Annotated in this window: 22 protein-coding genes; 17 read left to right on the top strand and 5 right to left on the bottom strand. The window is 68.7% G+C overall.

Annotated features, from left to right (window positions below):
* Positions 1–24: 24 nt before the first annotated feature.
* Together VMT40_RS11885 and VMT40_RS11880 are read left to right on the top strand one after the other, a co-directional pair.
* Entirely contained in the window at positions 25–1,488 is a 1,464-nt protein-coding gene (locus tag VMT40_RS11885) for a vWA domain-containing protein (protein WP_326358023.1), read from the top strand.
* Between the two features lie 8 nt (positions 1,489–1,496).
* Entirely contained in the window at positions 1,497–1,832 is a 336-nt protein-coding gene (locus VMT40_RS11880) for an MmcQ/YjbR family DNA-binding protein (RefSeq protein ID WP_326358022.1), read from the top strand.
* A 19-nt stretch (positions 1,833–1,851) separates the two neighbouring features.
* Here the strand turns inward: VMT40_RS11880 and VMT40_RS11875 are convergent, their stop codons facing one another.
* Complete coding sequence (locus VMT40_RS11875; protein ID WP_326358021.1) at positions 1,852–2,265, bottom strand: secondary thiamine-phosphate synthase enzyme YjbQ; 414 nt, start codon at positions 2,263–2,265, stop codon at positions 1,852–1,854.
* A 64-nt stretch (positions 2,266–2,329) separates the two neighbouring features.
* Between VMT40_RS11875 and nadD the strand changes: the two genes are divergently transcribed.
* From nadD to VMT40_RS11850, 5 genes are read left to right on the top strand one after another with little or no spacing between them, the layout of a single operon-like run.
* A complete protein-coding gene (gene nadD, locus VMT40_RS11870; RefSeq protein WP_326311851.1) occupies positions 2,330–2,962 on the top strand; it encodes a nicotinate-nucleotide adenylyltransferase in 633 nt (210 codons plus the stop codon).
* A gap of 44 nt (positions 2,963–3,006) precedes the next feature.
* Entirely contained in the window at positions 3,007–3,441 is a 435-nt protein-coding gene (gene rsfS / locus VMT40_RS11865) for a ribosome silencing factor (RefSeq protein WP_326358020.1), read from the top strand.
* Positions 3,442–3,446: 5 nt separating this feature from the next.
* On the top strand, positions 3,447–4,097 hold the full coding sequence (locus tag VMT40_RS11860; RefSeq protein WP_326358595.1) for a histidine phosphatase family protein: 651 nt from the start codon (positions 3,447–3,449) through the stop codon (positions 4,095–4,097).
* Entirely contained in the window at positions 4,087–4,875 is a 789-nt protein-coding gene (octT, locus tag VMT40_RS11855) for a diglucosylglycerate octanoyltransferase (protein ID WP_326358019.1), read from the top strand. Before VMT40_RS11860 ends, octT begins: the two co-directional genes overlap by 11 nt.
* The gene (locus tag VMT40_RS11850) at positions 4,872–5,717 is read left to right on the top strand and encodes a DegV family protein (RefSeq protein WP_326358018.1); all 846 of its coding nucleotides are present in this window, start codon (positions 4,872–4,874) and stop codon (positions 5,715–5,717) included. Before octT ends, VMT40_RS11850 begins: the two co-directional genes overlap by 4 nt.
* Before the next feature lie 18 nt (positions 5,718–5,735).
* On the opposite strand, the gene VMT40_RS11845 is transcribed toward VMT40_RS11850, so the two are convergent.
* Positions 5,736–7,391, bottom strand: coding sequence for a hypothetical protein (locus VMT40_RS11845; protein ID WP_326358017.1), 1,656 nt, complete (start codon positions 7,389–7,391; stop codon positions 5,736–5,738).
* Between the two features lie 163 nt (positions 7,392–7,554).
* On the opposite strand from VMT40_RS11845, the gene VMT40_RS11840 reads away from it, so the two are divergent.
* The 3 genes from VMT40_RS11840 to holA all read left to right on the top strand — a co-directional run bounded on the left by VMT40_RS11840 (position 7,555) and on the right by holA (position 11,303).
* On the top strand, positions 7,555–8,628 hold the full coding sequence (locus VMT40_RS11840) for a helix-hairpin-helix domain-containing protein (RefSeq protein ID WP_326358016.1): 1,074 nt from the start codon (positions 7,555–7,557) through the stop codon (positions 8,626–8,628).
* Positions 8,629–8,694: 66 nt separating this feature from the next.
* Complete coding sequence (locus VMT40_RS11835) at positions 8,695–10,275, top strand: ComEC/Rec2 family competence protein (RefSeq protein WP_326358594.1); 1,581 nt, start codon at positions 8,695–8,697, stop codon at positions 10,273–10,275.
* Between the two features lie 53 nt (positions 10,276–10,328).
* Positions 10,329–11,303, top strand: coding sequence for a DNA polymerase III subunit delta (gene holA, locus VMT40_RS11830; RefSeq protein ID WP_326358015.1), 975 nt, complete (start codon positions 10,329–10,331; stop codon positions 11,301–11,303).
* A gap of 36 nt (positions 11,304–11,339) precedes the next feature.
* Here the strand turns inward: holA and VMT40_RS11825 are convergent, their stop codons facing one another.
* The gene (locus VMT40_RS11825) at positions 11,340–12,089 is read right to left on the bottom strand and encodes an LGFP repeat-containing protein (protein ID WP_326358014.1); all 750 of its coding nucleotides are present in this window, start codon (positions 12,087–12,089) and stop codon (positions 11,340–11,342) included.
* Positions 12,090–12,257: 168 nt separating this feature from the next.
* A complete protein-coding gene (rpsT, locus tag VMT40_RS11820; RefSeq protein ID WP_033086444.1) occupies positions 12,258–12,521 on the bottom strand; it encodes a 30S ribosomal protein S20 in 264 nt (87 codons plus the stop codon).
* A gap of 209 nt (positions 12,522–12,730) precedes the next feature.
* On the opposite strand from rpsT, the gene VMT40_RS11815 reads away from it, so the two are divergent.
* The 4 genes from VMT40_RS11815 to VMT40_RS11800 all read left to right on the top strand — a co-directional run bounded on the left by VMT40_RS11815 (position 12,731) and on the right by VMT40_RS11800 (position 17,109).
* Complete coding sequence (locus VMT40_RS11815; protein WP_442789952.1) at positions 12,731–14,395, top strand: circularly permuted type 2 ATP-grasp protein; 1,665 nt, start codon at positions 12,731–12,733, stop codon at positions 14,393–14,395.
* Positions 14,396–14,476: 81 nt separating this feature from the next.
* Positions 14,477–15,442, top strand: a complete 966-nt coding sequence (locus VMT40_RS11810; protein WP_326358013.1) for an alpha-E domain-containing protein — start codon at positions 14,477–14,479, stop codon at positions 15,440–15,442.
* Between the two features lie 8 nt (positions 15,443–15,450).
* Complete coding sequence (locus tag VMT40_RS11805; RefSeq protein ID WP_326358591.1) at positions 15,451–16,281, top strand: transglutaminase family protein; 831 nt, start codon at positions 15,451–15,453, stop codon at positions 16,279–16,281.
* A gap of 48 nt (positions 16,282–16,329) precedes the next feature.
* Positions 16,330–17,109, top strand: coding sequence for an aquaporin (locus VMT40_RS11800; protein ID WP_326358012.1), 780 nt, complete (start codon positions 16,330–16,332; stop codon positions 17,107–17,109).
* Positions 17,110–17,172: 63 nt separating this feature from the next.
* Here VMT40_RS11800 and VMT40_RS11795 read toward each other — a convergent pair whose 3' ends face one another.
* On the bottom strand, positions 17,173–17,754 hold the full coding sequence (locus tag VMT40_RS11795) for a type II toxin-antitoxin system PemK/MazF family toxin (RefSeq protein ID WP_326358011.1): 582 nt from the start codon (positions 17,752–17,754) through the stop codon (positions 17,173–17,175).
* 178 nt (positions 17,755–17,932) lie between these two features.
* Between VMT40_RS11795 and lepA the strand changes: the two genes are divergently transcribed.
* The 3 genes from lepA to VMT40_RS11780 all read left to right on the top strand — a co-directional run bounded on the left by lepA (position 17,933) and on the right by VMT40_RS11780 (position 24,314).
* Positions 17,933–19,783 (top strand): translation elongation factor 4, encoded by a 1,851-nt coding sequence (gene lepA, locus VMT40_RS11790; protein WP_326358010.1) that lies wholly within the window; start codon positions 17,933–17,935, stop codon positions 19,781–19,783.
* A 467-nt stretch (positions 19,784–20,250) separates the two neighbouring features.
* Positions 20,251–22,503 carry a hypothetical protein gene (locus VMT40_RS11785; RefSeq protein WP_326358009.1) on the top strand — a complete coding sequence of 751 codons (2,253 nt, stop codon included), beginning with the start codon at positions 20,251–20,253 and terminating at the stop codon, positions 22,501–22,503.
* The gene (locus VMT40_RS11780; RefSeq protein WP_326358008.1) at positions 22,500–24,314 is read left to right on the top strand and encodes a hypothetical protein; all 1,815 of its coding nucleotides are present in this window, start codon (positions 22,500–22,502) and stop codon (positions 24,312–24,314) included. The genes VMT40_RS11785 and VMT40_RS11780 overlap by 4 nt, the downstream gene beginning before the upstream one ends.
* The last annotated feature ends 42 nt before the right edge of the window (positions 24,315–24,356 follow it).

Here is a 24,356-nt window from a genome sequence, read left to right as displayed (position 1 = left end):
TCGCGGGGGCTGGTTTCCGCTGCCATGCGGGCGATCTCGGGTGGGACACCGGCCAAGACCGTGACCGTGCCCGGGCCGACGGCCGAGCACGGGCTGCCCGGGCATCTGGTCGGTTTCGTGGAGGCATTGCGCGGGCGGGGAATTCCGGTCGGGCCGTCCGAAACCGTCGATGCCGGACAGGTTCTCACCGTCCTCGATCTCATGGATCGCGAGGCCCTGCGCGAGGGCCTGGCCTGCGCGCTGCTGCGCCGCACCACCCAGCGCGCCACCTTCGACGGCATGTTCGACCTGTGGTTCCCGGCCGCGCTCGGTGAGCGCATCGGGGCCGAGGAGGTCGAGCTGCCGGTCAAGCCGGACGGCTCGGTCGACATTCTCGAACTGCGGAAGATGTTGGCGGAGTTGCTGATGCAGGATCCGTCCGGGGAGCAGGCGCAGCAGTTGCAGGCGCTGGCCGCGCAGATGGTCGACCAGATGGGGCAGTATCAGGCGGCGGGCGGGCCGTCCTTCTCGGCGTATCAGACCCTGAAGGATGTGCAGCCGGAGCTGCTGGTCAGCAAGATTCTCGCCGGGCTGGCCCGGGGCATGGACACCTCCGATTTCGACCCGTCCGGATTCGACGCCGAAGTCGCCCGGCGCACGGCGCGCCAGCGCATCAAGGACTTTCGGGGCACCGTCGAGGCGGAGACCCGCCGCCGGGTGGCCGAACGGATCGGGCGCGACCGCGTCGCCACCTACGGCGTCGCCCGCCAGGCCGAAGACGCCGACTTCCTGCGCATCTCCCAGACCGAACTCGACGAACTGCGGCGCAGCAGCCAGCGGCTGGCGCGAGTCCTGGCCTCCCGCTTGGCCGCTCGCCGCCGTCGCTCCCGGCGCGGGGAGATCGATCTGCGCAAGACCATGCGCAAATCCATGTCCACCGGTGGCGTTCCGGTCAATCTGGTGACCCGCAAGCCGCGTCCCGGCCGGCCGGATCTCGTTCTGCTGTGCGACATCTCGGGCTCCGTGGCGGGATTCTCCAGCTTCACCATGCTGCTGGTGAACGCCCTGCGCGAACAGTTCTCGCGGGTGCGCATCTTCGCCTTCGTCGACCAGGTGGACGAGGTCACCGGGCTGTTCGACGCCAAGACGCCCTTGGATCAGCTGACCCGCCGCATCTTCACCGAATCCAAGGTGGTCGGCATCGAGGGCCACTCCGACTACGGTTCGGCCCTGGACGGGTTCGCCGACAACTTCCCCGACGCCGTCACCAGCCGCACCTCCCTGCTCATCCTCGGCGACGCCCGCACCAACTACCGCGATCCGGCGCTCGACACCCTGCGCCGCCTGGTCGGCACCGCCAAACACGCCTACTGGCTCAACCCCGAGGCCGAAAAGATGTGGGGCACCGGCGATTCCGCCGCCACCAAGTACGCCGACATCATCGAAATGCACGAATGCCGCTCCGCCCGCCAACTCACCGCCGTCGTAGGTCGCCTACTTCCCGTTTAGGAGAACCCATGGACGTCCTCGCCTACTGCCTGTCCAAACCCGGTGCCTGGGAAGACGAACCGTGGGAGGGCGACGTTGTCGCCAAGGTCGGCGACAAGATCTTCGCCTTCATCGGCAGCGGCGAATCCGTCGGCCTCAAATGCGGCCGGGACCGCGCCGAGGCCGATGAACTCGTCCGCGTCTATCCCGGCGATGTGGAGGCGTCGGCCTACATCGGCCGCTTCGGCTGGAACCGGGTTACCGTCGGCGGCAAGGTGCCCGAGGACGAACTGCGCGAACTCATCGACATCTCCTACGAGGCCATCGTCAGCAAGCTGCCGAAATCCAAACGGCCGCAGGGCTGATTCGCCCAGCCCGTGTCACTCAGCCCGCGAGAAACGACAGCCGCACCTGTCGCTCCGGGTTGTCGACATTGAGATCCACCATCGCGATCGACTGCCACGTCCCCAGCGCCAACTCGCCACCCAGCACCGGGATGGTCGCGTAGGGCGCGATGAGCGCGGGCATCACGTGGGAGCGTCCGTGTCCCCGCGACCCATGGGCGTGCCGCCAGCGATCGTCGGCGGGCAGCAGCTCCCGCAGCGCGGCCAGCAGGTCGTCGTCGCTGCCCGCCCCGAGTTCGATCAGCGCGATGCCCGCCGTCGCATGCGGCACGAACACGTGCAACAGCCCGTCACCGCCCTGCGCGGTCTCGCGCAGGAAGGCCGCACACTGCGGGGTCAGGTCATGAACGACTTCGCTGCGGCCCGTCTTCACTTCGATCAGTGTGCTCTGCATGGACACCATCGTCCCCCGCACCGGTGCGCGCCCGAGGCAATAGCCCCCGGTAAGCTCGCTTTTCGTGCATACGAACGGTCGCCGCAAGCTGGGCGTGATGGGCGGCACCTTCGACCCCATCCACCACGGGCACCTGGTCGCGGCCAGCGAGGTCGCGAATCGGTTCGACCTGGACGAAGTGATCTTCGTGCCGACCGGTCAGCCCTGGCAGAAGGGCGATCGGGCGGTCAGCGCGGCCGAGGACCGGTACCTCATGACGGTCATCGCGACCGCCTCCAATCCGCGCTTCTCGGTGAGCCGCGTGGACGTGGACCGCGGCAAGGAAACCTACACCGTCGACACCCTGCGCGACCTGACCGAACAGCATCCGGACGCGGATCTGTACTTCATCACCGGAGCGGACGCGCTGGCCAGCATCCTGACGTGGCAGGATTGGTCGGAGCTGTTCGAGCTGGCGAAATTCGTCGGCGTCACCCGTCCGGGGTACGAACTGAACATCGACCACCTGGCCGATTTCCTCCGCGATTATCCGGAGGGCACGGTCACGATGGTCGAAATCCCGGCCTTGGCCATCTCGTCGAGCGAATGCCGCCGACGGGCGGGGGAGGGTCGACCGGTGTGGTACCTCGTCCCGGACGGGGTCGTCCAATACATATCGAAACGGCACCTGTACGTGCCGCAAGACAGCGCATCGTAAATACGGACAGTGCATTGTGAGAGTGCGCAGGAAGAGGTAGCAGGGTGGCAGCATCGGCAGAAGCGGTCAAAATGGCGACGGTGGCCGCACTGGCCGCCGACGAGAAACTGGCCGCCGACGTGATCGTGCTCGATGTCTCCGAGCAGCTGGTCATCACCGACTGCTTCGTGATCGCGTCCGCGCCCAACGAACGCCAGGTCAACGCGATCGTCGACAATATCGAGGACAAGCTGCGCGAGGCCGGTTTCAAGCCGGTGCGCCGCGAGGGCACCCGCGAGGGCCGCTGGGCCCTGCTCGACTACGTCGAGATCGTGGTGCACGTCCAGCACGAGGACGAGCGTGACTTCTACGGCCTGGAGCGGCTGTGGAAGGACTGCCCGCAGGTGCCGATCGAGGGCCTCGGGGATCCGCGTGCCCGGGCCGCCGAGGGGACCGAGAACGACGCGACCGCGAACGAAGAGGCCGGGGACGACGAGTGAGCAAGATGGCCGGTGTCCGCCGGTTGATTCTGCTGCGACACGGGCAGACCGAATGGAATGCCACCGACCGCATGCAGGGCCAGATCGATACCGAACTCAGTGATGTCGGCCGACGCCAGGCCAAGGACTGCGCGCCGGAGATGGCGTGCAGCGACCTGATCGCCATCGTCTCCTCCGATCTCAAGCGCGCCCACGACACCGCCCTGGCCGTCGCCGAATGCGCGGCCATGCCGGTGGTCACCGATGCCCGCCTGCGGGAGACCAACCTCGGTGACTGGGAGGGCATGGACCACCGCGAGGTCGACGCGCAGTTCCCGGGCGCGCGCAAGGCATGGCGGCTGGACCCGAAATTCACCCCGCCCAATGGCGAATCCAAACTGCAGGTCGGCGCGCGGGCGCTGCCGGTGGTGCAGGAACTGCTCGCCGAGCGGGAGGACTGGCCCGGCCGTACCATCATCCTGGTCGCGCACGGCGGGCTGATCGCGGCGCTGACCGCGGCCCTGCTCGAGCTGCCCGAGGCGAACTGGCCCGCCCTGGGCGGGCTGGCCAATACCAGTTGGGTGCAGCTGACCAGCCACGGTCCGAGCATCGAGCGGCCCGGCTGGCGGCTCGACGTATGGAACGCGCTCGCGAAGGTAGCCCCCGATGTCCTCTGAGGATTCGACCGACCGACCGGCACCGGCCGCGCCGCAGCGCCGGGTGCTGGTGGTGGTCGCGGATTCGCTGTCCTACTTCGGACCCAAGGGCGGGCTGCCCGCCGACGATCCCCGCATTTGGCCGAATCTCGTTGCGGCCGAACTGGACTGGGATGTCGAGCTGATCGCGCGCATCGGCTGGACCTGCCGCGACGCCTACTGGGCGCTGATCGGCGATCCGCGCATCTGGGCGGCGGTGCCGCGGGCGGGCGCGGTGGTCTTTGCGACCGGCGGCATGGACTCGCTGCCCTCGCCGCTGCCGACCGCGCTGCGCGAGCTGATCCGCTATGTGCGACCGGCTTCCGTGCGCCGCCGGGTGCGCGAGGCCTACACCTGGCTGCAGCCCAAGCTGTCCCCGCTCGGCTGGCCGGTGGCCCTGCCGCCCGCGGTGAGCGTGGACTATCTGGAGCAGTCGCGGAACTCGTTGGCGCAGTTGCGGCCCGAGCTGCCGTTCGTGGCGGTGCTGCCGTCGGTGCATCGGTGCGATGCGTACGCGCGCGTGCATTCCGGGCGGGAACCCATGGTCCAGGCCGTGACGGCGTGGGCGGCGGAGAAGTCCGTGCCGCTGGTGGATCTCGGGGAGGCCGTGCGCGACAACGTGTTCAACGGGCCCGCCAATCCCGACGGTATCCATTGGGGCTGGGAGGGTCACAGTGCGGTCGCGCGGGCCATGGTGAAGGTGTTGACCGAGGCGACGGCATCGACCGAGGCGGCGGCGGACGAGGTTCACACTGCATGACCGTGGTGGTGGTGACCGATTCGTCGGCCAGTCTCCCGGCCGAGCTCACGGCCGATCTCCAGGTTTTGACCGTCCCGCTGCACGTCCTGGTCGACGATCGCGAGATCCGCGAGGGTCTCGACGAGTGCGGCGATATCGACTACGGCTCCTCGCAGGTCACCACGTCGGCCGCCTCGCCCGGTGATCTGCGGGCCGTCTACGAGCAGGCCCTGGAGCTGAGCGAGGGCGACGGTGTTGTCGCCGTGCACATTTCGCGGCAGCTGTCGGGCACCTGGGAGGCCGGTCGGCAGGCGGTTCGCGATATGGACGCCTCCGACCGCATTCGCCTGGTGGACTCGCTCAGCGCGGGCCTGGGCACCGGCCTGCCGGTGCTGGCCGCCGCGCGCCGGGCCAAATCGGGTGAGCCCCTCGACGTCGTCTACGACTCGGCCGTCGCCGCCGCCAGCCGCGGCCGCGCCTTCATCGTCGTCAACCGCACCGAGCAACTGCGCCGCGGCGGCCGATTGAGCAGCGCCGCCGCCTTTTTCGGCTCCGAACTGGTCACCAAGCCGATCCTGCAGATCGTCGACGGCCGTCTGGAACTGCGGGAGAAGGCCCGCACCCGCTCCAAGGCCTTCACCAAACTGGTTGCGGCGGCCGTGGACGCGGCCGGTGAGGACGGCGCGACCGTGGCCGTCCAACACCTCGGCGCCGCGGAGGCGGCCACCACCATCGCCGGTCAGCTCCGCGATCTGATCCCGGGCATCCGGGAGGTCATCATCGCCGAATTCGGCCCCACCCTGGGCGTGCACCTGGGCATGGGAGCCGTTGGCGCACTGGTCGTTCCGGGCGGCTGCGGGTAGCGCACGGTCCCCGCGTACCTAGTGGGGACCCTGCTGGGCCTGCCGATTCGCCAGCTCATCCACGAAAACCTTGGCGCACTGGGCCAATTGGGCCGGGGTCAGGCTCGCGATGTCCTTGCCGCAGTCGGCATTGGCCGGACCCTGCGGCTGGGTGCCCGGGACCGTATCCTCCAGCTTCACCAGCTGCGTCGGGACCGAGCGGCTGGCGCTGATATCGAGCCGGTAGGCCACCCGGCCGTTGAATTCCACGAAACCGCGCCACACATCGCCGTCGACGGGGGTGAATTCGACCAGCTTGCCGCCATTGGACATGACCGTGCCCGCATTGGTGGCCAGCCAGGAGCGCGCGTCGGCATCCAGATTGTCGATATTGATGCGGCGGCGGTCGGTGTCGTCGAGGGCGTAGACCGACTGCTGGTTCAGGTTGGCCCGGTGCACTTCGTCGGCCGGGGTCACCGAGTAGGCGACGAACAGCTCGGAAGTGCTGCCGCGCAACGTCATCGGCGTGACCCACTGCAGGCGGCCGGTGGTCTTGTCGCGGAGCAGGTACTCCGACACATTGCCGGTCTGCGCCTCCGAGGTCGCCGGATCGAAGCCGAAGTGGTTGCGGTTCATGTTCTCCCGGCCCGCCACCCACTTGGTCTGCTCGCGCTGGTAGGCGGTCAGCGACTTCGGGTACACCGGGCCGGGCAGGGTCCCGGCCGTCACATCGGTCAGGTAGTCGAGCTCGACGTGGCCGTGGTCGCCGCGCACGGTGATGACGCCCGCCGGGGCGGTGACGGTGCCGTGCGTCCAGGCCATGGGCATGGTGACCGGCACGACCACGATCGGCTCCTTGCCGTCGCAGTAGCCCCAGACATCGCTCGGGTCGTAGCCGATGAGCGGAAAGCGTTCGCGCAGCAGGTTCTTCAGGCTGTTGCGCCGGGCGCCGCCGAAGGCGCGGTCGATGCCGTAGTCGCCGGTGAACGTGCACTGGGTGGCATTGCCCTGGCCCGACCACATGGCCACCCCACCCAGCGGCACATTGATGCCGCTGCCGTCCAGCACGCCGCTCCACGCGCCGGGGGCGTCGCCCTTGCCATTCAGGTAGGTGATGGTCTCGGTGCGCAGGCTCACCGCCTGCTGGGCCCCGGTGGCGCGGGTGAGGGCGATGCGTGCGCCGTCCAGGGAGCCGACGCGCGGTTCCCATCCGGCGGCGGGCAGATCGCCCTGCCGAACGCAGCCGCGGACGTCGTGGCGGCCCTTGATGGCACAGCCGTCGGTGTTCTTGTCGCCGCCGTCCGTGAGCAGGTGCAGGGAGGCCGGAACCTGGCTCGGGTCATGGACATACAGGGTGGTCGCGCCCGCGTAGAAGCGGCCGACATCCTTGTCCAGGCCGATCGCGAATCGCGCGATCATGGCAATCGACACGATGAGCAACAGCAGCGGGACGGCCGTCCACCGGACGCGGTGGGTGGGTTCGTTCCAGGCCGCCACCGCCAGTGCCGTGATCGCGAAGACGTAGGCCAGCAGCCACCACGGTCCGCTGCCGTGCTGGACGACGTTGAAATACCAGGCCCGCAGGCCGTTCTGGTAGCCGAAACCCGGTGCGATCCATGCCCAGAACAGCCAGTACAGGCCGATCAGTGCCGGTGGCACCGCCCACAGCGCTACCAGGGTGACGACCCGCGACATGATTCGCACTATAGACCGGGTGGCATGTGTCGCGCCCACGGATTTTCCGTGCGATAACCAGCGGAAACGTGTTTGTTCACAATCGAAATCGGTATCCACAGGTTGGCCGAAAGCCCAGGTCGGTGGAGCGGCTCCGACGGGCCTCGCTCCTACCGTGAATCCCATGCCACGACTCGACGAACGCACCCCGCTGGACCGCCTCAGCGGCCGCCCCGGCGCCGAAACCCGCTCCGGAGCACACGAATCCGCCACCGAGTTCACGCCCGGCCGCCCGCATCCGGGCCGCTGGGACGAACCTTCCCTCGATCACCTGGCCGATGCCGATCCCGAGCCGGCACCCACCCCGCCCGCCTGGCTCTCCGAGCCGTGCGGCAGCGTCTCGCTGTGGCACGAACGGCTTGTGCCCGAACGGTTTCGCGGCACCCGCTGGGATCCCGGTCCGCGCGGGGTTCTCGTCATTGCCGCCATCGGTCTGCTGGCGATCCTTCTCGCGGGCTATGTCGCGCTGCGGGAAGAGCCTGTGACACAGCCTGTTCCACCCATCGCCTCGCTCAGCGACACGGTTGCCGCCGAGCCGGGCGCGCAGGCGGCCGACGGGACCGCCGCGTCCTCCGACGAACCCGTTGTGCCACCCGCGTCGCCCGTGGCGACCTCGGTCGCGCCCGCGCCGCCCGGTGCTCGGACCGCCTTGCCGCAGCCCGGTCGTAACCCGGTGGTGCCCACCGGGACCGCGTCAGCGGGCCCGTCGGCCCCGTCCGGTGAGTTGGTCGTGAGCGTCGTGGGCTTGGTGGAACACGGCGGTCTGCGCCGCCTGCTCGTCGGGGCCCGCGTGGCCGACGCCCTGCGCGCGGCCGCCCCGCGGCCCGAGGCCGACCTGTCGACCCTCAACCTCGCCCAGCTCCTCACCGACGGTGATCAGATCATTGTCGGCAAGGCCCCACCGCGTAGCGCCACCGGGCAGGTCGGCACCACCCTCGTGAATTCCGCCCACCCATCGCCGAATTCGCCCCCGACGTCCGGAACGCCGCGGCCCACCGGAACTCCCGCCAAGGTGAACCTCAATACCGCCACCGAAGCCGACCTCGACACCCTTCCCGGCATCGGACCGATCACCGCCAAGGCGATCCTCACCTGGCGCACCCGCCACGGCCGCTTCACCTCCATCGATCAACTCGCCGAAATCGCGGGCATCGGCCACTCCCGCCTCAACCGCCTCCGCGACCGGGTGACGTTATGAGTGGCCGTCTCGAATCGTGCTGCACCGGTATCGGATTGGACTGCGACCAGGAGATGGGAGGTGACGATGATGACTCGGGCCGAGGGGGATCGGGTGACGGCCGCGGACGGGGATGGGCGTGGTCTCGTCGAGACGCCCGAGGTGTTGGATGCGCGGTTGGTGCCGGGGGCCGTGTGCTGCTGGGCCGCCACGGCGGTGGCATTGGTCGCCGGTTGGCGCGGTGGGCTCGGCGTTGCGGTCGGCTGTCTCTTGATCGGATTCGGTGTCGCGGCGCTGATGGTCCGTCGGGTTCGGGCCGGGCGGCCCACCATGCTGGCCTGGGTCTTGTTGGGCGCGTTGCTCATCGGGGCCGGGTTCGGGCTCGCGGGGGCGTGGCACGCGTATCGGGTGGAGACGCATCCCTTGCGGGCGGTGCGGGCGGGGCAGCGGCTGGTCGCGGTGGTGGAGTTGAACGATGACCCGAAACGGGTGTCGGGCAGGCCGTTCGGTGGGCCGAAGGTGATGGTGCGGGCGGGGCTGGTCGAGTATCGGCTGGGTGGGCAGGTGGTGCGGGCCGGAGGGACGGTCATGGTGCTCGCGCCCGCCGGGGGCTGGAAGTCCCTGCTGCCGGGTCAGCGGGTGGAATTCCGTGCCCGCGTGGCTCGCCCGTGGCGGCCGGATCTCACCGTGGCCGTCCTGCGCGCCGATGCCGCGCCCGTCGCCGTGGGCGACCCACCCTGGTGGCAGCGGGTAGCGGGCCGGGTCCGAGGCGATTTCGGCGCATCCGCCCACCGCGCGCTCTCCGACGACGCCGCAGGATTGTTGCCGGGCTTGGTCATCGGCGACACCTCGGCGCTGACCGAGCACGTCCAGGAGAACTTCCGCGAAACCGACCTCACCCACCTCACCGCCGTCAGCGGCGCGAACGTGACGATCCTCCTTGGCGCGGTGCTGGTTTCGATGCGGGCGCTCACCGTCGACCCACGAATCGGCGCGATCGCGGCCGGTGTGGCACTGGTGATGTTCGTGATCCTGGCCCGCCCCTCACCGAGCGTGCTGCGCGCCGCCGTCATGGGAGCCATTGCGCTGCTCGCCTTGTGCACCGGTCGCCGCAAACAGGCACTACCCGCCCTGTGCGGTGCGATCATCGGCCTGCTGGCCTGGTCGCCGAACCTCGCGGTGGACGCCGGTTTCGCCCTCTCGGTCCTCGCCACGGCTGGCCTGATCGTCATTGCCCCGGGCTGGGCGGATTGGCTTCGCGCCCACGGCTGGTGGCGCATCCCGGCGGACGCCTTCGCCGTCGCGGCCGCCGCCTTCGTGGTCACCACTCCCCTGGTCATCGCCATGACCGGCCACCTGAGCCTGGTCGCCATCGCGGTGAACATGCTCGTCGAGCCGGTAATCGCCCCCATCACCATCCTCGGCGCAATCGGCGCCCTCCTCGCCTGCCTCTGGTCCCCACTGGCAACCCTGGTCCTGCACTGCACCGCCCCACCGCTGTGGTGGCTACTCACCGTCTCCGACCGAGCAGCCGCCCTGGGCGCCTCGGTCTCGCTCCCGACCGGCACCCGCTCGGGCCTGCTGGCGGCCATCGTGTGCGGCCTGGTGATCATCGCCCTGCGCCCCCGAGCACTACCACCGCTCCCGTCCCCCGACGCCGACGCATAGTCGATCGGGTGCGGGGTGGTGGGGGTGTCGGGGTGGACTCGTAGGATCGGGGCGTGAATCAGCGACTTGCGCCCCTGCATCTGGTGCTCGGTGAAGAGGAACTGCTGATCGAGCGGGCGGTGTCGGGGATTACCGCGCAGGCTCGGGCGGGGACTCCGGATCCGGATGCGTTGCCGGTGGATCGGCTGCGGGCGGGGGATGCGAGCACCGCGGAATTGGCGGAGTTGCTGAGTCCTTCGCTGTTCGCGGAGGATCGGGTGATCGTGCTGGAGTCGGCGGCCGAGGCGGGGAAGGACGCGGTCGCGGTCATTCAGGACGCGGCCGCCGCACCGCCCGAGGGTGTCGTGCTGGTCGTGCTGCACACCGGGGGTGGGCGGGCCAAGGCGCTTGCCCCGGCCCTGCAGAAGCTGGGTGCGGTGGTGCACAACTGCGCGAAGCTGACCAAGCCGGGGGAGCGGGTCGAGTTCGTGCGCAATGAGTTTCGGGCCGCCAATGTGAAGGTGTCGGCCGACGTGGTGCAGGCCATTATCGAGGCGGTCGGGTCGGACCTGCGGGAATTGGCCGCCGCCAGTTCACAGTTGGCGGCCGATACCGGCGGCAAGGTGGATGTCGCGGCCGTGCATCGGTACTACTCGGGCAAGGCCGAGGTGACGGGCTTCGATGTGGCGGATCTGGCCGTCTCGGGGGATCGGCCCGCGGCCATGGAGGCGCTGCGCTGGGCCATCGACCGTGGCGTTCCGGCCGTCCTGCTCGCCGACGCGTTGGCGGATTCGGTCCACACCATTGCCCGCGTCGGCTCGGCCGGGCGTGGGGACCCGTTCAAGATGGCGGGCGATCTGGGCATGCCGCCGTGGAAGGTGAAGAAGGCCCAGGGTCAGGCGCGCGGCTGGACCGGTGCCTCGATCGGCCAGGCCATGCGGGTGGTGGCGTCGCTCAATGCCGACGTCAAGGGCCAGGCCGCGGATACGAATTACGCTCTGGAGCACGCGCTCTCGCGCATTCTGGACCTGCGCGAGAGCGCCTCGTAGGCGGCGCGCGCCGAACTTGCAGCGCGCGGTCCGGGACTACTCCGAAGGCTTCCAGACGATCTTGCCGCCCTGGAAGTCCTGGGCCTTGCCGCCCTGGTAGTCGTACTCGTCGCCGGTCGGGTAGCCGTAGCGGCCGTTCTCCGCGCCATTGCGCACCCACTCGTCGCGGATGGCGCCCCACACGATGTGGGTGCCGGTCTTCTGCGTGGAGTAGATGGCCCCGCCCTCGAACAGCTGCTCGTGGGTGGTGGTGCTGTTGGTCTTGTTCTCATCGGCGATGGGGAAGCCCAGCGGGCTCGACTCCCAGCCGACCGAGGAGTACTTGTCGCGGACGACGCCGCTGATCACATGCGTGCCCGCGCCCACCGACCAGTAGATCGACCCACCCTGGAAGTGCTGGAAGCGGCCGGGTTTCGAGGTCTGCCCCTCATCGGTGACCGGGTACTTCAGCGAGCCCGACTCGGACCCGGTGCCGCGCCACTTGTCGCGAATCGAGCCGCCGATGGCGTGCGCGTCGGTGGCCGGGGTCCAGTAGATCGAGACATTGTTGGCGAAGTCCTGCTTCTTGCCGCCGCCCGCCGCATCGGTCTCGGGAGTGGTCGGATCACCGAAGAAGTCCGGCCCGCCCGCGGCGTCGTACTCGACCTCGATGGCCCCACCCACCTCGAACGGCCCAATGGGACGCGCGCTCGCCACGCCCATACCGGCGGTCAACGCGACCGCGGCGACGCTGATGGCCAGCGTGCCCCGAGTCCAGGAACGGTTGTCACGACGCAGCGATGCCAAGAGAGTTCTCCCGATACAGATTCCGATTGCCCCCGACGTTCGCCAGCCATCCTGCAGCCAACCGCTCGTCACGGCAAGTCAGCAGTTTTGCGGGCACGACAAAAGCCGCCGTGGTCGTCGTGGCCACGGCGGCTGTATGAAGCATGTTCCGGTAGTTACCGGGGTAGATCAGCCGAGCTTGTTGAAAGCCAGCGAGAGGGCCGACTTCTTGTTGGCGGCCTGGTTGGCGTGGATGACGCCCTTCGAGGCGGCCTTGTCCAGGCTCTTGCTGGCGGACTGCATGAGCTCGAGCGCCTTGTCCTTCTCGCCCGCCGCGGCGGCCTCGCGGAACTTGCGGATCGAGGTGCGCAGCGCGGACTTCACCGACTGGTTACGCTGACGCGCAAGCTCGTTGGTGCGGATCCGCTTCATCTGGGACTTGATGTTGGCCACGCCGGTTTCCTCGTGTTCCTTCGTTTGGTGGGTATGCAGGATGCAAAGTCTTCGTGCGCGCACTACGAGAGGGGAAGTGCCGCGCCGACCGTCGAGGTTACCAGGCAACGCGCGCAGGTATGAAATCGGGCCTGTCCGCTACATGGCTGAAACCAGAAATTTATCGCCGTCCAACTGCGTGTTGCCCCTGCGTGATGGACCATTTTCCCATGACCCCCGCCGCGCCCGCCACGGGTCTTTCGAAGACAGACAGATCCTCCGCCCCAGCCCCTCTCGCCCCCGACCCTGCCGGAATCGCGCGCCCGAAACCGGATAAAACGGGTGTCTTCGCCGGGTATCGGCCCGGGCGCTACGACCGGGCCTACGACGAGATGTTCGATCCCGCGGGCCGCGCGCGTGCGCCCTACCGGGGGATATTCAACGCCCTGGCCACCATTGACGCCCAAGATCTGGCCGCCCGCGCCGAGGCGCTGGACCGCGCCTTCGCCGATCAGGGCATCACCTTCTCCCTGTCCGGGCAGGAGCGCCCCTTTCCGCTCGACCTGGTGCCGCGGGTGATCGCCGCCACCGAATGGACCAAACTCGAACGCGGTATCAAGCAGCGCGTGCGCGCGCTCGAGGCGTTCCTGGCCGATGTCTACGGCGAACAGACCATCCTGCGCGACCGCGTGATTCCCAAGCGGCTCGTCACCTCCTGCGACCACTTCCACCGCGAGGCCGCGGGCCTGGTGCCGCCCAATGGCGTCCGCATTCACGTCGCCGGTATCGACCTGGTGCGCGACGAGCACGGGGATTTCCGTGTGCTGGAAGACAATTTGCGCTCGCCCTCGGGTGTGTCCTACGTCATGGAAAATCGGCGCACCATGGCGCGGGTCTTCCCGGACCTGTTCGCCTCCCACCGGGTGCGGGCCGTCGGCGACTATCCGACCCATCTGCTGCGGGCCCTGCGCGCCGCCGCCGCGCCGAACGAGGCCGACCCGACCGTGGTCGTGCTCACCCCCGGCGTCTACAACTCCGCCTATTTCGAGCATTCGCTGCTGGCCCGGCAGATGGGCGTGGAACTGGTCGAGGGCCGGGACCTGTTCTGCCGCGACAATGTCGTCTACATGCGCACCACCGCGGGCGAGCGGCAGGTGGACGTCATCTACCGGCGCATCGACGACACCTTCCTCGATCCCATGCAGTTCCGCCCGGACTCCATGCTGGGCGTGGCCGGGATCCTGAACGCGGCCCGCGCGGGCTCGGTGGTGCTGGCCAATGCGGTCGGCAACGGTGTCGGCGACGACAAGCTCATCTACACCTATGTGCCCGCCTTCATCGAGTACTACCTGGGCGAGAAGCCGATCCTGCCGAATGTGGACTCCTACCGCTGCTGGGAGCCCGCCGAGCGCGACGAGGTGCTCGACCGGATCGCGGAGCTGGTGATCAAACCGGTGGAGGGCTCGGGCGGGTACGGCATCGTGATCGGCCCGGCAGCGAGCGCGCGCGAGCTGGAGGCCACGCGGCGCAAGGTGCGCGCCAATCCGCGCGGCTGGATCGCGCAACCGGTCGTCCAATTGTCCACGGTGCCCAGCAAGATCGACGGCACGCTCGCGCCCCGGCACGTGGATCTGCGGCCCTTCGCGGTCAATGACGGCGACGACATCTGGGTGCTGCCCGGCGGTTTGACCCGGGTCGCGCTGCCCAAGGATTCCCTGGTGGTGAATTCCAGTCAGGGCGGCGGCAGCAAGGACACCTGGGTGCTGGCACCCAGAACCTCTGTGGCGGAACGGGAATTGGCGGGTTCGCAGTTGGTCAGCGAACTGCAGATCGCCCCCGAACGCGATCAGTCGCGGGAAGCCTCTTCCGCGCGAACCAATCAACAGCAACAGTAGTAATCGGACAGCGGCAGTAATTCCAGAAACATCGGCGGCAATGGTGCTCGGCAGGTGGTTGAAGCGTTAGGTGGTCGGATCATGTTGGCGCGCAATGCCGAATCCTTGTTTTGGATCGGGCGGTACATCGAGCGAGCCGAATATACGGCACGCATTCTGGATGTCGCGGTCCATCAGTTACTCGAGGACGCCACCGTCGATCCGGATCGCACCTCCCGGGTGCTGCTGCGGGTACTCGGCATCGAATCGCCCGAAGAGGAATTGGACGTCTGGTCGGTGACCGAGCTGGTGGCCTTCGGCCGCGACGGCGGTTCGATTGTCGATTCCATCAGCCGGGCCCGCGAGAATGCCCGGGGCGCAAGGGAAGTCACCTCCACCGAAATGTGGGAGTGCCTCAATGCCACCTACAACGGATTGGCGGCGGCCGAACGCGCGGCGCGGGCGCTGGGGCCGCACGAGTTCTGCCACTACATCACCGACCGGGCCGCCATGTTTGCCGGACTTTCCGATTCCACCCTGAGCCGCGACGACGGCTATCGCTTCCTACTGTTGGGCAGATCCATCGAACGCGTGGATATGACCGTGCGGCTCTTGCATTCACGGGCCGGTGATCGCACGTCCTCGCCCGCGTGGGTGACGGTATTGCGGTCGGCCGGTGCGCACGACCCGTATCTGCGCACCCATCGCGGCGTGCTCGACGCCAACCAAATCGCCGAATTCATTCTGCTGGACCGGCTTTTCCCGCGTTCGGTGTTCCATTCCCTGCGCGTCGCCGAGGCCTGCCTCCAGGAATTGGATCAGCGGCCCAACTCCCGATTCGCGGCCCGCTACGAGGCCCATCGTCTACTCGGCCGGGCGCGCAGCGAGCTGGAATTCATTCCGCCCGCGGGACTGCTCGAGGATCTGCCCAGCCGTCTGCTGTGGCTGCAACAGACGTGCCGCGAGGTCGGGGAGGCCGTGGCGCTCCAGTATTTCCACGCCGAATCCTGGGTGGCGTGGACCGGATTGCACGGCCGGGGCGCCGAGCGGGTGGAGGAGTTGGCGTGAGCTGGCGCATGCGGGTGGTGCACACCACGGGATATGTCTACGACGCGCCGGTCACCCGGTCGTTCAACGAGGCTCGGCTGACGCCGCGCGCCGACAGTCGGCAGAACGTGATTCTGAGCCGGGTGGACACGGTGCCGTCCACACGGTCGTATCGATATACCGACTACTGGGGGACGGCGGTCACCGCATTCGATCTGCACGCTCCCCATACCGAATTGGAGGTCACCAGCGCCTCGGTCGTGGAGACCGAGCCCTTCGCCGGACCCGCCGAGGAGCTGTCCTGGGAGGAACTGCGCGACGACGCGATCGCCGACCGCTTCGACGAACTGCTGAACCCCACCGACTACGTGCCCCGCGAACGGCGGCTCGCCCCGATCGCCCGGCAACTCGCACGCGGCGTGCCACCCGCGAAAGCGGTTGTCCGGGCCGCCGAATGGGTGCATCGGGAGATGAACTACCTGGCCGGAACCACCTCGGTGCACACCTCCGCCGTGCAGGCCTTCGCCGAACGGCAGGGCGTGTGCCAGGATTTCGCGCACCTGACCCTGCTGCTGTTGCGCACCATGGGGATTCCCAGCCGCTACGTCTCCGGCTACCTGCACCCCGATCCGGCCGCCGAGGTGGGCGACACCGTGGCGGGCCAGATGCACGCCTGGGTGGAGGCCTGGACCGGGCAGTGGTGGGGCTACGACCCGACCAACAACATTCCGGTCACCGAGCAACACGTATCCGTCGGTGTCGGACGTGATTACGCGGATGTGCCGCCGTTGAAAGGTATCTTCAGCGGGAGCGGCTCGACCGATCTCGAGGTCGTGGTGGAGATAACCCGCCTGGCCTGACATGTTCCGTCGGACAACACGAGCTCCCCTGCGAGCGGAAGGCAGCCGATGTCACCCACAGCTCAGGAAGTCGCCGAGGATCTGACCGACCTGCAACCGCCCAGCCTGATCCGCAAGGTGTTCGCCGAGTTTCTGGGCACCTTCGTGCTGGTCCTGGGCGGCGTGGGCACCATGGTGCTGGCGGGCGACAAGGTCGGCTCGCTCGGCGTCGCGCTGGCCTTCGGTCTGACCCTGCTGTTCCTGATCTACTCCATCGGTCCGATCTCCGGCTGTCACGTGAACCCCGCCGTCACCGTCGGACAGCTGCTGCTGGGCCGGGTGAGCATCGTGGTCGCCGCCGCCTACTGGGTCGCCCAGTTCCTCGGCGGACTCGCCGCGGGCACGGTCATCTACGCCGTCGCCAAGAACCTGCCCTCCTACGACCGCGCCAAAAACGGTCTGGGAGCGAATGGTTGGGGCGCGCACAGCCCGTCCAAGGTGGTGCTGGGCGAGGTCACCACCAATGGCTACGGCTTGGCGGCCGCCGTTACCGTCGAGGTCATCCTCACCGCGCTGCTGGTTTTCGTGGTGCTCGCCTCCACCGACCAGCTCTCGGATATTCCGCTGGCGGGCCTGTCGACCGGTGCCGCGCTGGCCGTGGTCTACCTGATCGCGATCCCCGTCGACAATGGCTCGGTGAACCCGGCGCGCAGCCTCGGCGTCGCGTTCTATCAGGACGGCGCGCCCGCGCAGCTGTGGATCTTCATCGTCTTCCCGCTGATCGGCGGCGTCCTGGGTTCCCTCGTGTACGGGATGATCTACGGCCGCTCCCGCAACATGATTTCCTGATAGCTCTCGATCCCGACCCCCGCTCCGTTCCGGAGCGGGGGTCGGCTGTGTATTGGAAGAGGGCTAGTGCCAGTGGTATTCGGCGCAGAGCCGGTGAGCCACCTTGTCGAAGGTCTTGCGGGGCAGGATCGCGCCCTCGCGGCGGATGCCCATTTCGGGGACGTCGAGGACGCGATCCAGCCGCACCCAGCTGTCGCGGCCCGCGCTGTCCCACGCGCCCGCGCCGATGCCGACCCAGTTGTGGTGGTGGGCGTGTTCGGCATTGGAGGACAGCATCAGTCCGAGCAGGGTTTTGCCCTCGCGGCCGACCACCAGGACGGGGCGGTCCTTGCCGTTGCTCGGGTCCTCCTCGTAGGGCACCCAGGTCCAGACGATCTCACCCGGATCGGCCCGCCCGTCCAATTGCGGGCTGTAGACGATCTGCCGCGCGCGCTCGTGTGAAGGCACACCCGCCGAGGAGGTCGGGCGCACCGAGACACCCGGACCCTGGCGCGGCGTCCCCATGGCGCGCAGCGCGCGATCCCACATGCTCGACTGCCGCACCCGTCCGATCAACTTCGGTGCCTGCTGCGTGACGAGCTGGGTCCCCTGTTCCTTGGCCACGATCCCCAACTGCTTCCCCAGAGCGTTCCACCTGCCAGCCATGCCCGGCAGCCTAACGGCGCGCCCCGGGTTTCTCATCCGCACCGGATCGCCTGCGGCCGGGTATCGGATTCGCCTGCGGCGATTGGCCGTTCGCGTCCGGGGAACGCCCGGGCGAGGACATCCGGTCCAGCACCGTAGACTGGCACGTTGACATGCCGCTGTTTCGCCATGCCGAGGAGTGACTCCGATTAGCAGCTTCGCCGACAAGACGTTCACCGATCCCAGCCGGATCAGGAACTTCTGCATCATCGCGCACATCGACCACGGGAAATCGACCCTGGCCGATCGCATGCTGCAACTCACCGGAGTGGTCGAGGAGCGTGCCATGCGCGCCCAGTACCTGGACCGCATGGATATCGAGCGGGAACGCGGCATCACCATCAAGGCGCAGAACGTGCGGCTGCCGTGGCAGGTCGACGGGGAGGACTACGTCCTGCACCTGATCGACACCCCCGGCCACGTCGACTTCACCTACGAGGTGTCGCGCGCGCTCGAGGCGTGTGAGGGCGCGATCCTGCTGGTCGACGCGGCGCAGGGCATCGAGGCGCAGACGCTGGCGAACCTGTACCTGGCCATGGAGCGCGATCTCACGATCATCCCGGTGCTCAACAAGATCGACCTCCCGGCCGCCGATCCCGACCGCTACGCCGCCGAGATCGCGCACATCGTGGGCTGCGAGCCCGAGGACGTGCTGCGGGTCTCCGGCAAGACCGGCGTCGGTGTGCCGGAACTGCTGAACAAGGTGATCGCCGAGATCCCCTCGCCGGTCGGCGATGCCGACGCGCCCGCCCGCGCGCTCATCTTCGACTCGGTCTACGACACCTACCGCGGCGTGGTCACCTACGTGCGTGTGGTGGACGGCAAGCTCACCCCGCGCTCGAAGATCAAGATGATGTCGACCGGCGCGCAGCACGAACTGCTCGAGATCGGCATCGTCTCGCCCGAACCCAAGCCCACCACGGGCCTCGGAGTCGGCGAGGTGGGATACCTCATCACCGGCGTGAAAGACGTGCGCCAGTCCAAGGTCGGTGACACCGTCACCACCGCGCGCGACGGCGCGACCGAGGCGCTGGCCGGATACCAGGACCCCCGGCCCATGGTCTACTCCGGCCTCTACCCGCTCGACGGCTCCGACTACCCGGATCTGCGTGACGCCCTGGACAAGCTGCAGCTCAACGACGCCGCGCTGACCTATGTGCCGGAAACCTCGGTGGCCCTGGGCTTCGGCTTCCGCTGCGGCTTCCTCGGACTGCTGCACATGGAGATCACCCGCGAGCGCCTGCAGCGCGAATTCGGCCTCGACCTGATCTCCACCGCGCCCAACGTGATCTACCGCGTGGTCATGGAGGACGGCACCGAACACGTGGTCACCAACCCGTCGTTCTGGCCGGAAGGCAAGGTGCGCCAGATCTTCGAGCCGATCACCAAGTGCACGGTGATCGCGCCGAGCGAATTCGTCGGCACCATCATGGAACTGTGCCAGTCCCGCCGCGGCGAGCTGCTCGGCATGGACTATCTGTCCGAGACCCGCGTGGAGATGCGGTACACGCTGCCCATGGCGGAGATCATCTTCGACTTCTTCGACTCGCTGAAGTCGCGCACCCGCGGATACGCCTCACTCGACTACGAGGAGGCGGGCGAGCAGCAGGCCGAACTGGTGAAGGTGGACATCCTGCTGCAGGGCGAGGCGGTCGACGCCTTCTCGGCCATCGTGCACAAGGATGCCGCGCAGGCCTACGGCCACAAGATGACCACCAAGCTGCGCGAACTCATCCCACGCCAGCAGTTCGAGGTGCCGATTCAGGCGGCCATCGGCTCGAAGGTCATTGCGCGCGAGAACATTCGGGCGATCCGCAAGGACGTGCTCGCCAAGTGCTACGGCGGTGACATCAGCCGTAAGCGCAAGCTGCTCGAGAAGCAGAAGGAAGGCAAGAAGCGCATGAAGACGATCGGTCGCGTCGACGTGCCGCAGGAAGCCTTCGTGGCGGCGCTGAGCACGGACTCGGCGTCCGACAAGTCGAAGAAGTAAAACCGAACTCTCGGGACTCTCGTGCCCCGCTGCCTGTCGGCAGCGGGGCACGGTGCTAGCTGGGGTGAGTTGGTGTGGGCCCGCCGATGGGGTCGGCGGTGGGGCACGGTGCTAGCTGGGGTGAGTTGGTGTGGGCCGCTGGTGGGGTCGGCGGTGGGGCACGGTGCTGGCTGGGGAGGTTTGGTGTGGGCCGCGGGTGCGAGCCGGTGGGGTTGGCAGCGGGGCACGGTGCTTGTAGGGTTCGGGAACTTGATCTTCGGCCGGTCAGGCTCCAGGTTCGGTATGCAGGCGGAAAATGGGGCTTCCGTACTGATATGCCGGGTGACAAGCTATGTGACGCACCGCTGTGCACACCGCCCCGGACCTGGTGGATGTGACAGACCGGTTATCCGGAAATAGGGTGTGAAACGAGTTTGGTTCGGTGAACCGCGTGTCGGATCGCCGGAGCCCTGAGAGCGGAGCCCTGTATGACACGTGATCTGCCCTTCGACGACGCCGCCGATACCGAGGACAACGGCGGAGATGCCGCCTATCGCATTGCCAACGGTGTCGCGCGCGTGGCCAGGGCGGGCGCGTATGTCACCGGTGGCGCTCTCATCGCGGCGGGCGGCAGCCGCGGCGGCACCCCGGCCATCACCCACGACTCCCAGAACACGGGACTGGTCAATGATCCGCAGCCGCAGACGCCCAGCCCGACCATCACCTTCCCGGACCTGACGCCGGACTCGATCCCCCCGCATCACGCGCCGACCCCGGTCCAGTCGGTCAACACCCCCTTCGCGCACCTGGACGGTGCCCAGCACGGCACCGACGCGGGCATGTTCCCGACCTCGTTCGACGCGATCCCGCAGCCCGAGGCCCCGGTCAACGGCTTCCACGGACTCGGCCTGCCCGACAACGATGCTCCGGCCATGGGTCTGCCCACCTACGGCACGCACCCGAACTTCACTCTGCCCACCACGGGCAACGAGCAGTCGGACACCGCGACGGCCCAGCCGCACCTGCCGAGCCTGGATCCGCAGCAACCGGCGTTCCAGTTGCCCGGCACCACGACCGGCGGCTTTCACCTACCCGGCACCGACGGTGTGCACCTGCCCGGTCTGCCGGGCGCGCCCTTCACGCCCGGCACGTCCTTCGCCCCCGGCATCGACACCGGCCACGCCTTCGACGGCATCGGCGGGACGCCGGGCCAGGGGACCGGTGTATTCGTCGGCACCGATTGGTCTTTCGACGCGCACGTCGGTCTGGACGGCGCGTGGGTGCACTCCAATCTGTCGGTGAATGTGGGCGTCGGCGCCGTCGGACATCAGCTCGATGCCTTCGGTCAGCAACTGGGACAGGGGATTTCGCACATCCCCGCGAACACGACGCTGCCCAACAATGGCGGCGCGCCCAGCCTGCCGGGCGCCACCACGCCCAAAGACATGGGGACGCCGTTCAATTCGCAGGGCACAAGCGCGCCCGCGAATGCCATTCCGGGACACGGCACCTCCGCCATCCCGGGTTCCGGTAGCCCCGAGTCGTCGACCGCGACCTCGCCGACTTCGGCTGTGCCGGGCGCGAATTCGCCGGTCGCGCCGGTGACCTCGACGGCCGCGCCGGTGACCTCGACGGCCGCGCCGCTGAGCTCGTCGACCTCCCCCGTGGGAGCGCTCGGTGCGTCGAGTCCGGCCGCCGCGCCGTCGAGCCCGCTGAGCCTCGGCACACCCGCGCCCGCGACTCCCGCCGCGCCCGTAACCCTCGCTCCCACACCGGCTCCGGTCGCCGCGCCCGTGGTGCCCGCACCGGTCGCCCCGGTCGCGGTGGCCCCCGTCGCCGTGGCCCAGCCGGTCACCGTGACCCCGCTGCAGACCACCATTCAGCCCGACGCCGCCAACCAGCCGATCGCGAATCTGCTGTCGACGCACGGTGGTCCGTCGCCGCTGACCGCGCCCGCCGCCGTCGCGCCCGCCCTCTTCGATCACGGCCGTCAGCCGGTGCTGGCCAGCAGCGAGCCGAACGCGCCCGGTCATCCGACGACGCCGGTGGACAAGTCCGTCCCGCTGACGGCCGCGCCGACGCCCGCGCCGCACGCGAGCACCCCGGAAAAGGTCGATCCCGTGCCGGTGCTCACCACCGTGCCGGTCCCGACCAAGATCCCGGGCCTGGACACCGACATCACCAAGCCCGGCGGCACCCCGGTGACCACGCCCGTCACCCCGCCGACCAACACCGGCGGCAAGGACGACATCACCACCAAGCCGCACAACCCGACCGACGACGCCGGAACCCGCGGCGGCACACCGACCGTCACCGTGCCGACCGATGACGGCGTGCCGACCCATCAGCCGACCGTCACCAACCCGGCGCACCCGACCCAGCCGGAGGTCTCGGTCCCGACGGTCGCGCCGACCGTGCCGGATTCCTCGGGTCACGGTGGGCAGCCGAGTGTTTCGGTCGCGCCCGTGCCGACCACGATCGCGCCGGTCCCGACGCAGGTACCCCTGACCACCGTGCCGCACGTCGACCCGGTACCGGCCAAACCCATAGCGGACCAGTTCGATTCGAGCCATCACGCGCTGCCGATCGCGGACGATGCGAGCACACATGCCCTCGGCCTGCACGATGGCGGTCTGCTGATGCACGATGCGGGTCTGTTCTCCGCCGTCGCGCCCGATGCGGCGGTCGTCGATACCCACTCCCCGGTGTTCGGTCCGGGCGATCACACGCTGCTGCTGTGAGCGCTGCCGAACGTCAGGTACTGGTGAAGAATCCCGATGCGCTGGGTCCGCTGGTCGAGCTGGTCGACCGGCTGCTCGAACTGACCCACGCCTCCGGCCGTCTCGATCTGTCCGGGCGCCTGGGCATCGCCCGCGCCCGCCTGACCGATCCGCGGGTGCGGCTGGTCGTGGTCGGCGAGTCCCAGAGCGGAATGAGCACGCTGGTCAACAGCCTGGTCGGGGTCGCGGTGAGTGCCACCGAGGGTCGGCCCAGCGTGCCCGTGATCGCGGAGTACGGCCCGAAGGCCGGGGCGACCCTGGTGAAGGCGGGCCCGGGCGGCACCGCCGAGCGCACGGCGGTCGATCCGCAGCAGGCGTTGGTCGAACTGGCCTCCGGTGAGGTGATCCGCGCCGAATTCACCCAGCCCAGCCCGCTCTTGGCGGAGGGCTTCGTGGTGTTGGACGCGCCGGGTTCGCCCGGTGACACCCCGGCCACCTGGTCGCTCATCGCCGCCGCGGACGCGGTGCTGTACGTCACCGACGCGCGCGCCCCGTTCACACCCGCGCAAATCGAACAGCTGCAACGCATTCGGCAGGTGTGCCCGACGGTCGTCTGCGTGCTCAACAAGATCGATCAGTACCCGCAGTGGCCGCAGGTGCAGCAGCACGACCGCCAGCTGCTCGACGACGCCGGACTGGCCTTCGCCGTCGCCCCGGCCTCGGCGCGCCTGCACGAGCACGCCGCCGCGCAGGGCGATGACCAGCTGGATCTGGAATCCGGTGTGCCGCAACTGCTCGAGCATCTGCGCTCGTACGTGCTGGGCCGTGCCGACACGGTGGCCATCCAGGCCGCGGTGCGCGATATCGCGCTCATCACCGACCATCTAGCGCTGGCGTTGCGCAGCGAGGCCGAGACGCTGCGGGATCCGCAGCGGCTCACCGTCATCACCGAACAGCTGCGTCGCACCCGCGAGGAGGCCGAGCAGCTGCGCCAGCGCACCGCCAACTGGCAGGTGACCCTGGCCGACGGCGCGGGCGAGCTGATGGCCGATACCGAACACGATCTGCGGCATCGGCTGCGCAGCCTCATTCGCGACGCCGAGGCCGACATCATGAAGGGCGATCCGTCCAAGGGCTGGGCGGATTTCGGCGCGGACCTGGACGCCAAGATCTGCGAGGCGGTGGAGGAGAACTTCGTCATCGCCCACTACCGCTCGGTGGAGCTGGCCGAGCAGGTGGCGGCCAAGTTCCCCGAGAGCGGCATTCCCACCCCGGACCTCAAGCTGGACAATCCCGGTGACGTGGGCGCGGTGCTGGAACCGGTGGCGGCGCTGGACAAGCTCGACAGCGCCAAACTCGGTATCACCCAACAGGTGCTGACCGCGCTGCGCGGCTCCTACGGCGGCCTGCTCATGGTCGGCCTGATCACCAGCCTGCTGCACATGTCGCTGGTGAACTGGTACTCCGGCGGTGCGGCCGTGCTGTTGGGCGTGAACGCGCTGTGGGACGACCGCAAGGCCCGCCGTCAGCGCCGCCAGACCGAGGCCAAGGTCGCCGTGGCGCGGCTCATGGACGATGTGATCTTCCAGGTGAGCAAGGAATCCCGCTACCGCCTGCGCGCGGTGCAGCGCAGCCTGCGCGATCACTTCACCGAGATCGCCACGGCCACACTGCGTTCGGTGGACGCCTCGCTGCGGGCCGCCGAGGAGGCGGCGACCGTGCACTCGGGTGCGGGTCGCGAGGCCCGGCTCACCGAGATCGAGCGGTCGCTGGTGCGGCTGCGCGAGATCCGGGAGAGCGCCGACGCCATCGGCGAAAGCCCCTCGTACTGAAGGAAATCGGCCGCCTCGGCGGCCGATTTCCTTTTCTCCGTC

It is taken from the genome of Nocardia sp. CDC160, assembly GCF_035818795.1.
Classification (GTDB): domain Bacteria; phylum Actinomycetota; class Actinomycetes; order Mycobacteriales; family Mycobacteriaceae; genus Nocardia.
The sequence above is the reverse complement of the archived record's forward strand: the minus strand, read 5'-3'. Positions and strand labels throughout refer to the sequence as shown.

What these genes read in the sequence shown, in the direction of transcription:
- VMT40_RS11885 (WP_326358023.1), top strand. Translation starts at nt 25, where the DNA reads ATGCGGGCGATCTCGGGTGGGACACCGGCCAAGACCGTGACCGTGCCC.
- VMT40_RS11880 (WP_326358022.1), top strand. Translation starts at nt 1,497, where the DNA reads ATGGACGTCCTCGCCTACTGCCTGTCCAAACCCGGTGCCTGGGAAGAC.
- VMT40_RS11875 (WP_326358021.1), bottom strand. Translation starts at nt 2,265, where the DNA reads ATGCAGAGCACACTGATCGAAGTGAAGACGGGCCGCAGCGAAGTCGTT.
- VMT40_RS11860 (WP_326358595.1), top strand. Translation starts at nt 3,447, where the DNA reads ATGGCCGGTGTCCGCCGGTTGATTCTGCTGCGACACGGGCAGACCGAA.
- octT (WP_326358019.1), top strand. Translation starts at nt 4,087, where the DNA reads ATGTCCTCTGAGGATTCGACCGACCGACCGGCACCGGCCGCGCCGCAG.
- VMT40_RS11850 (WP_326358018.1), top strand. Translation starts at nt 4,872, where the DNA reads ATGACCGTGGTGGTGGTGACCGATTCGTCGGCCAGTCTCCCGGCCGAG.
- VMT40_RS11845 (WP_326358017.1), bottom strand. Translation starts at nt 7,391, where the DNA reads ATGTCGCGGGTCGTCACCCTGGTAGCGCTGTGGGCGGTGCCACCGGCA.
- VMT40_RS11840 (WP_326358016.1), top strand. Translation starts at nt 7,555, where the DNA reads ATGCCACGACTCGACGAACGCACCCCGCTGGACCGCCTCAGCGGCCGC.
- VMT40_RS11835 (WP_326358594.1), top strand. Translation starts at nt 8,695, where the DNA reads ATGATGACTCGGGCCGAGGGGGATCGGGTGACGGCCGCGGACGGGGAT.
- VMT40_RS11815 (WP_442789952.1), top strand. Translation starts at nt 12,731, where the DNA reads ATGACCCCCGCCGCGCCCGCCACGGGTCTTTCGAAGACAGACAGATCC.
- VMT40_RS11810 (WP_326358013.1), top strand. Translation starts at nt 14,477, where the DNA reads ATGTTGGCGCGCAATGCCGAATCCTTGTTTTGGATCGGGCGGTACATC.
- VMT40_RS11805 (WP_326358591.1), top strand. Translation starts at nt 15,451, where the DNA reads ATGCGGGTGGTGCACACCACGGGATATGTCTACGACGCGCCGGTCACC.
- VMT40_RS11800 (WP_326358012.1), top strand. Translation starts at nt 16,330, where the DNA reads ATGTCACCCACAGCTCAGGAAGTCGCCGAGGATCTGACCGACCTGCAA.
- VMT40_RS11795 (WP_326358011.1), bottom strand. Translation starts at nt 17,754, where the DNA reads ATGGCTGGCAGGTGGAACGCTCTGGGGAAGCAGTTGGGGATCGTGGCC.
- VMT40_RS11785 (WP_326358009.1), top strand. Translation starts at nt 20,251, where the DNA reads ATGACACGTGATCTGCCCTTCGACGACGCCGCCGATACCGAGGACAAC.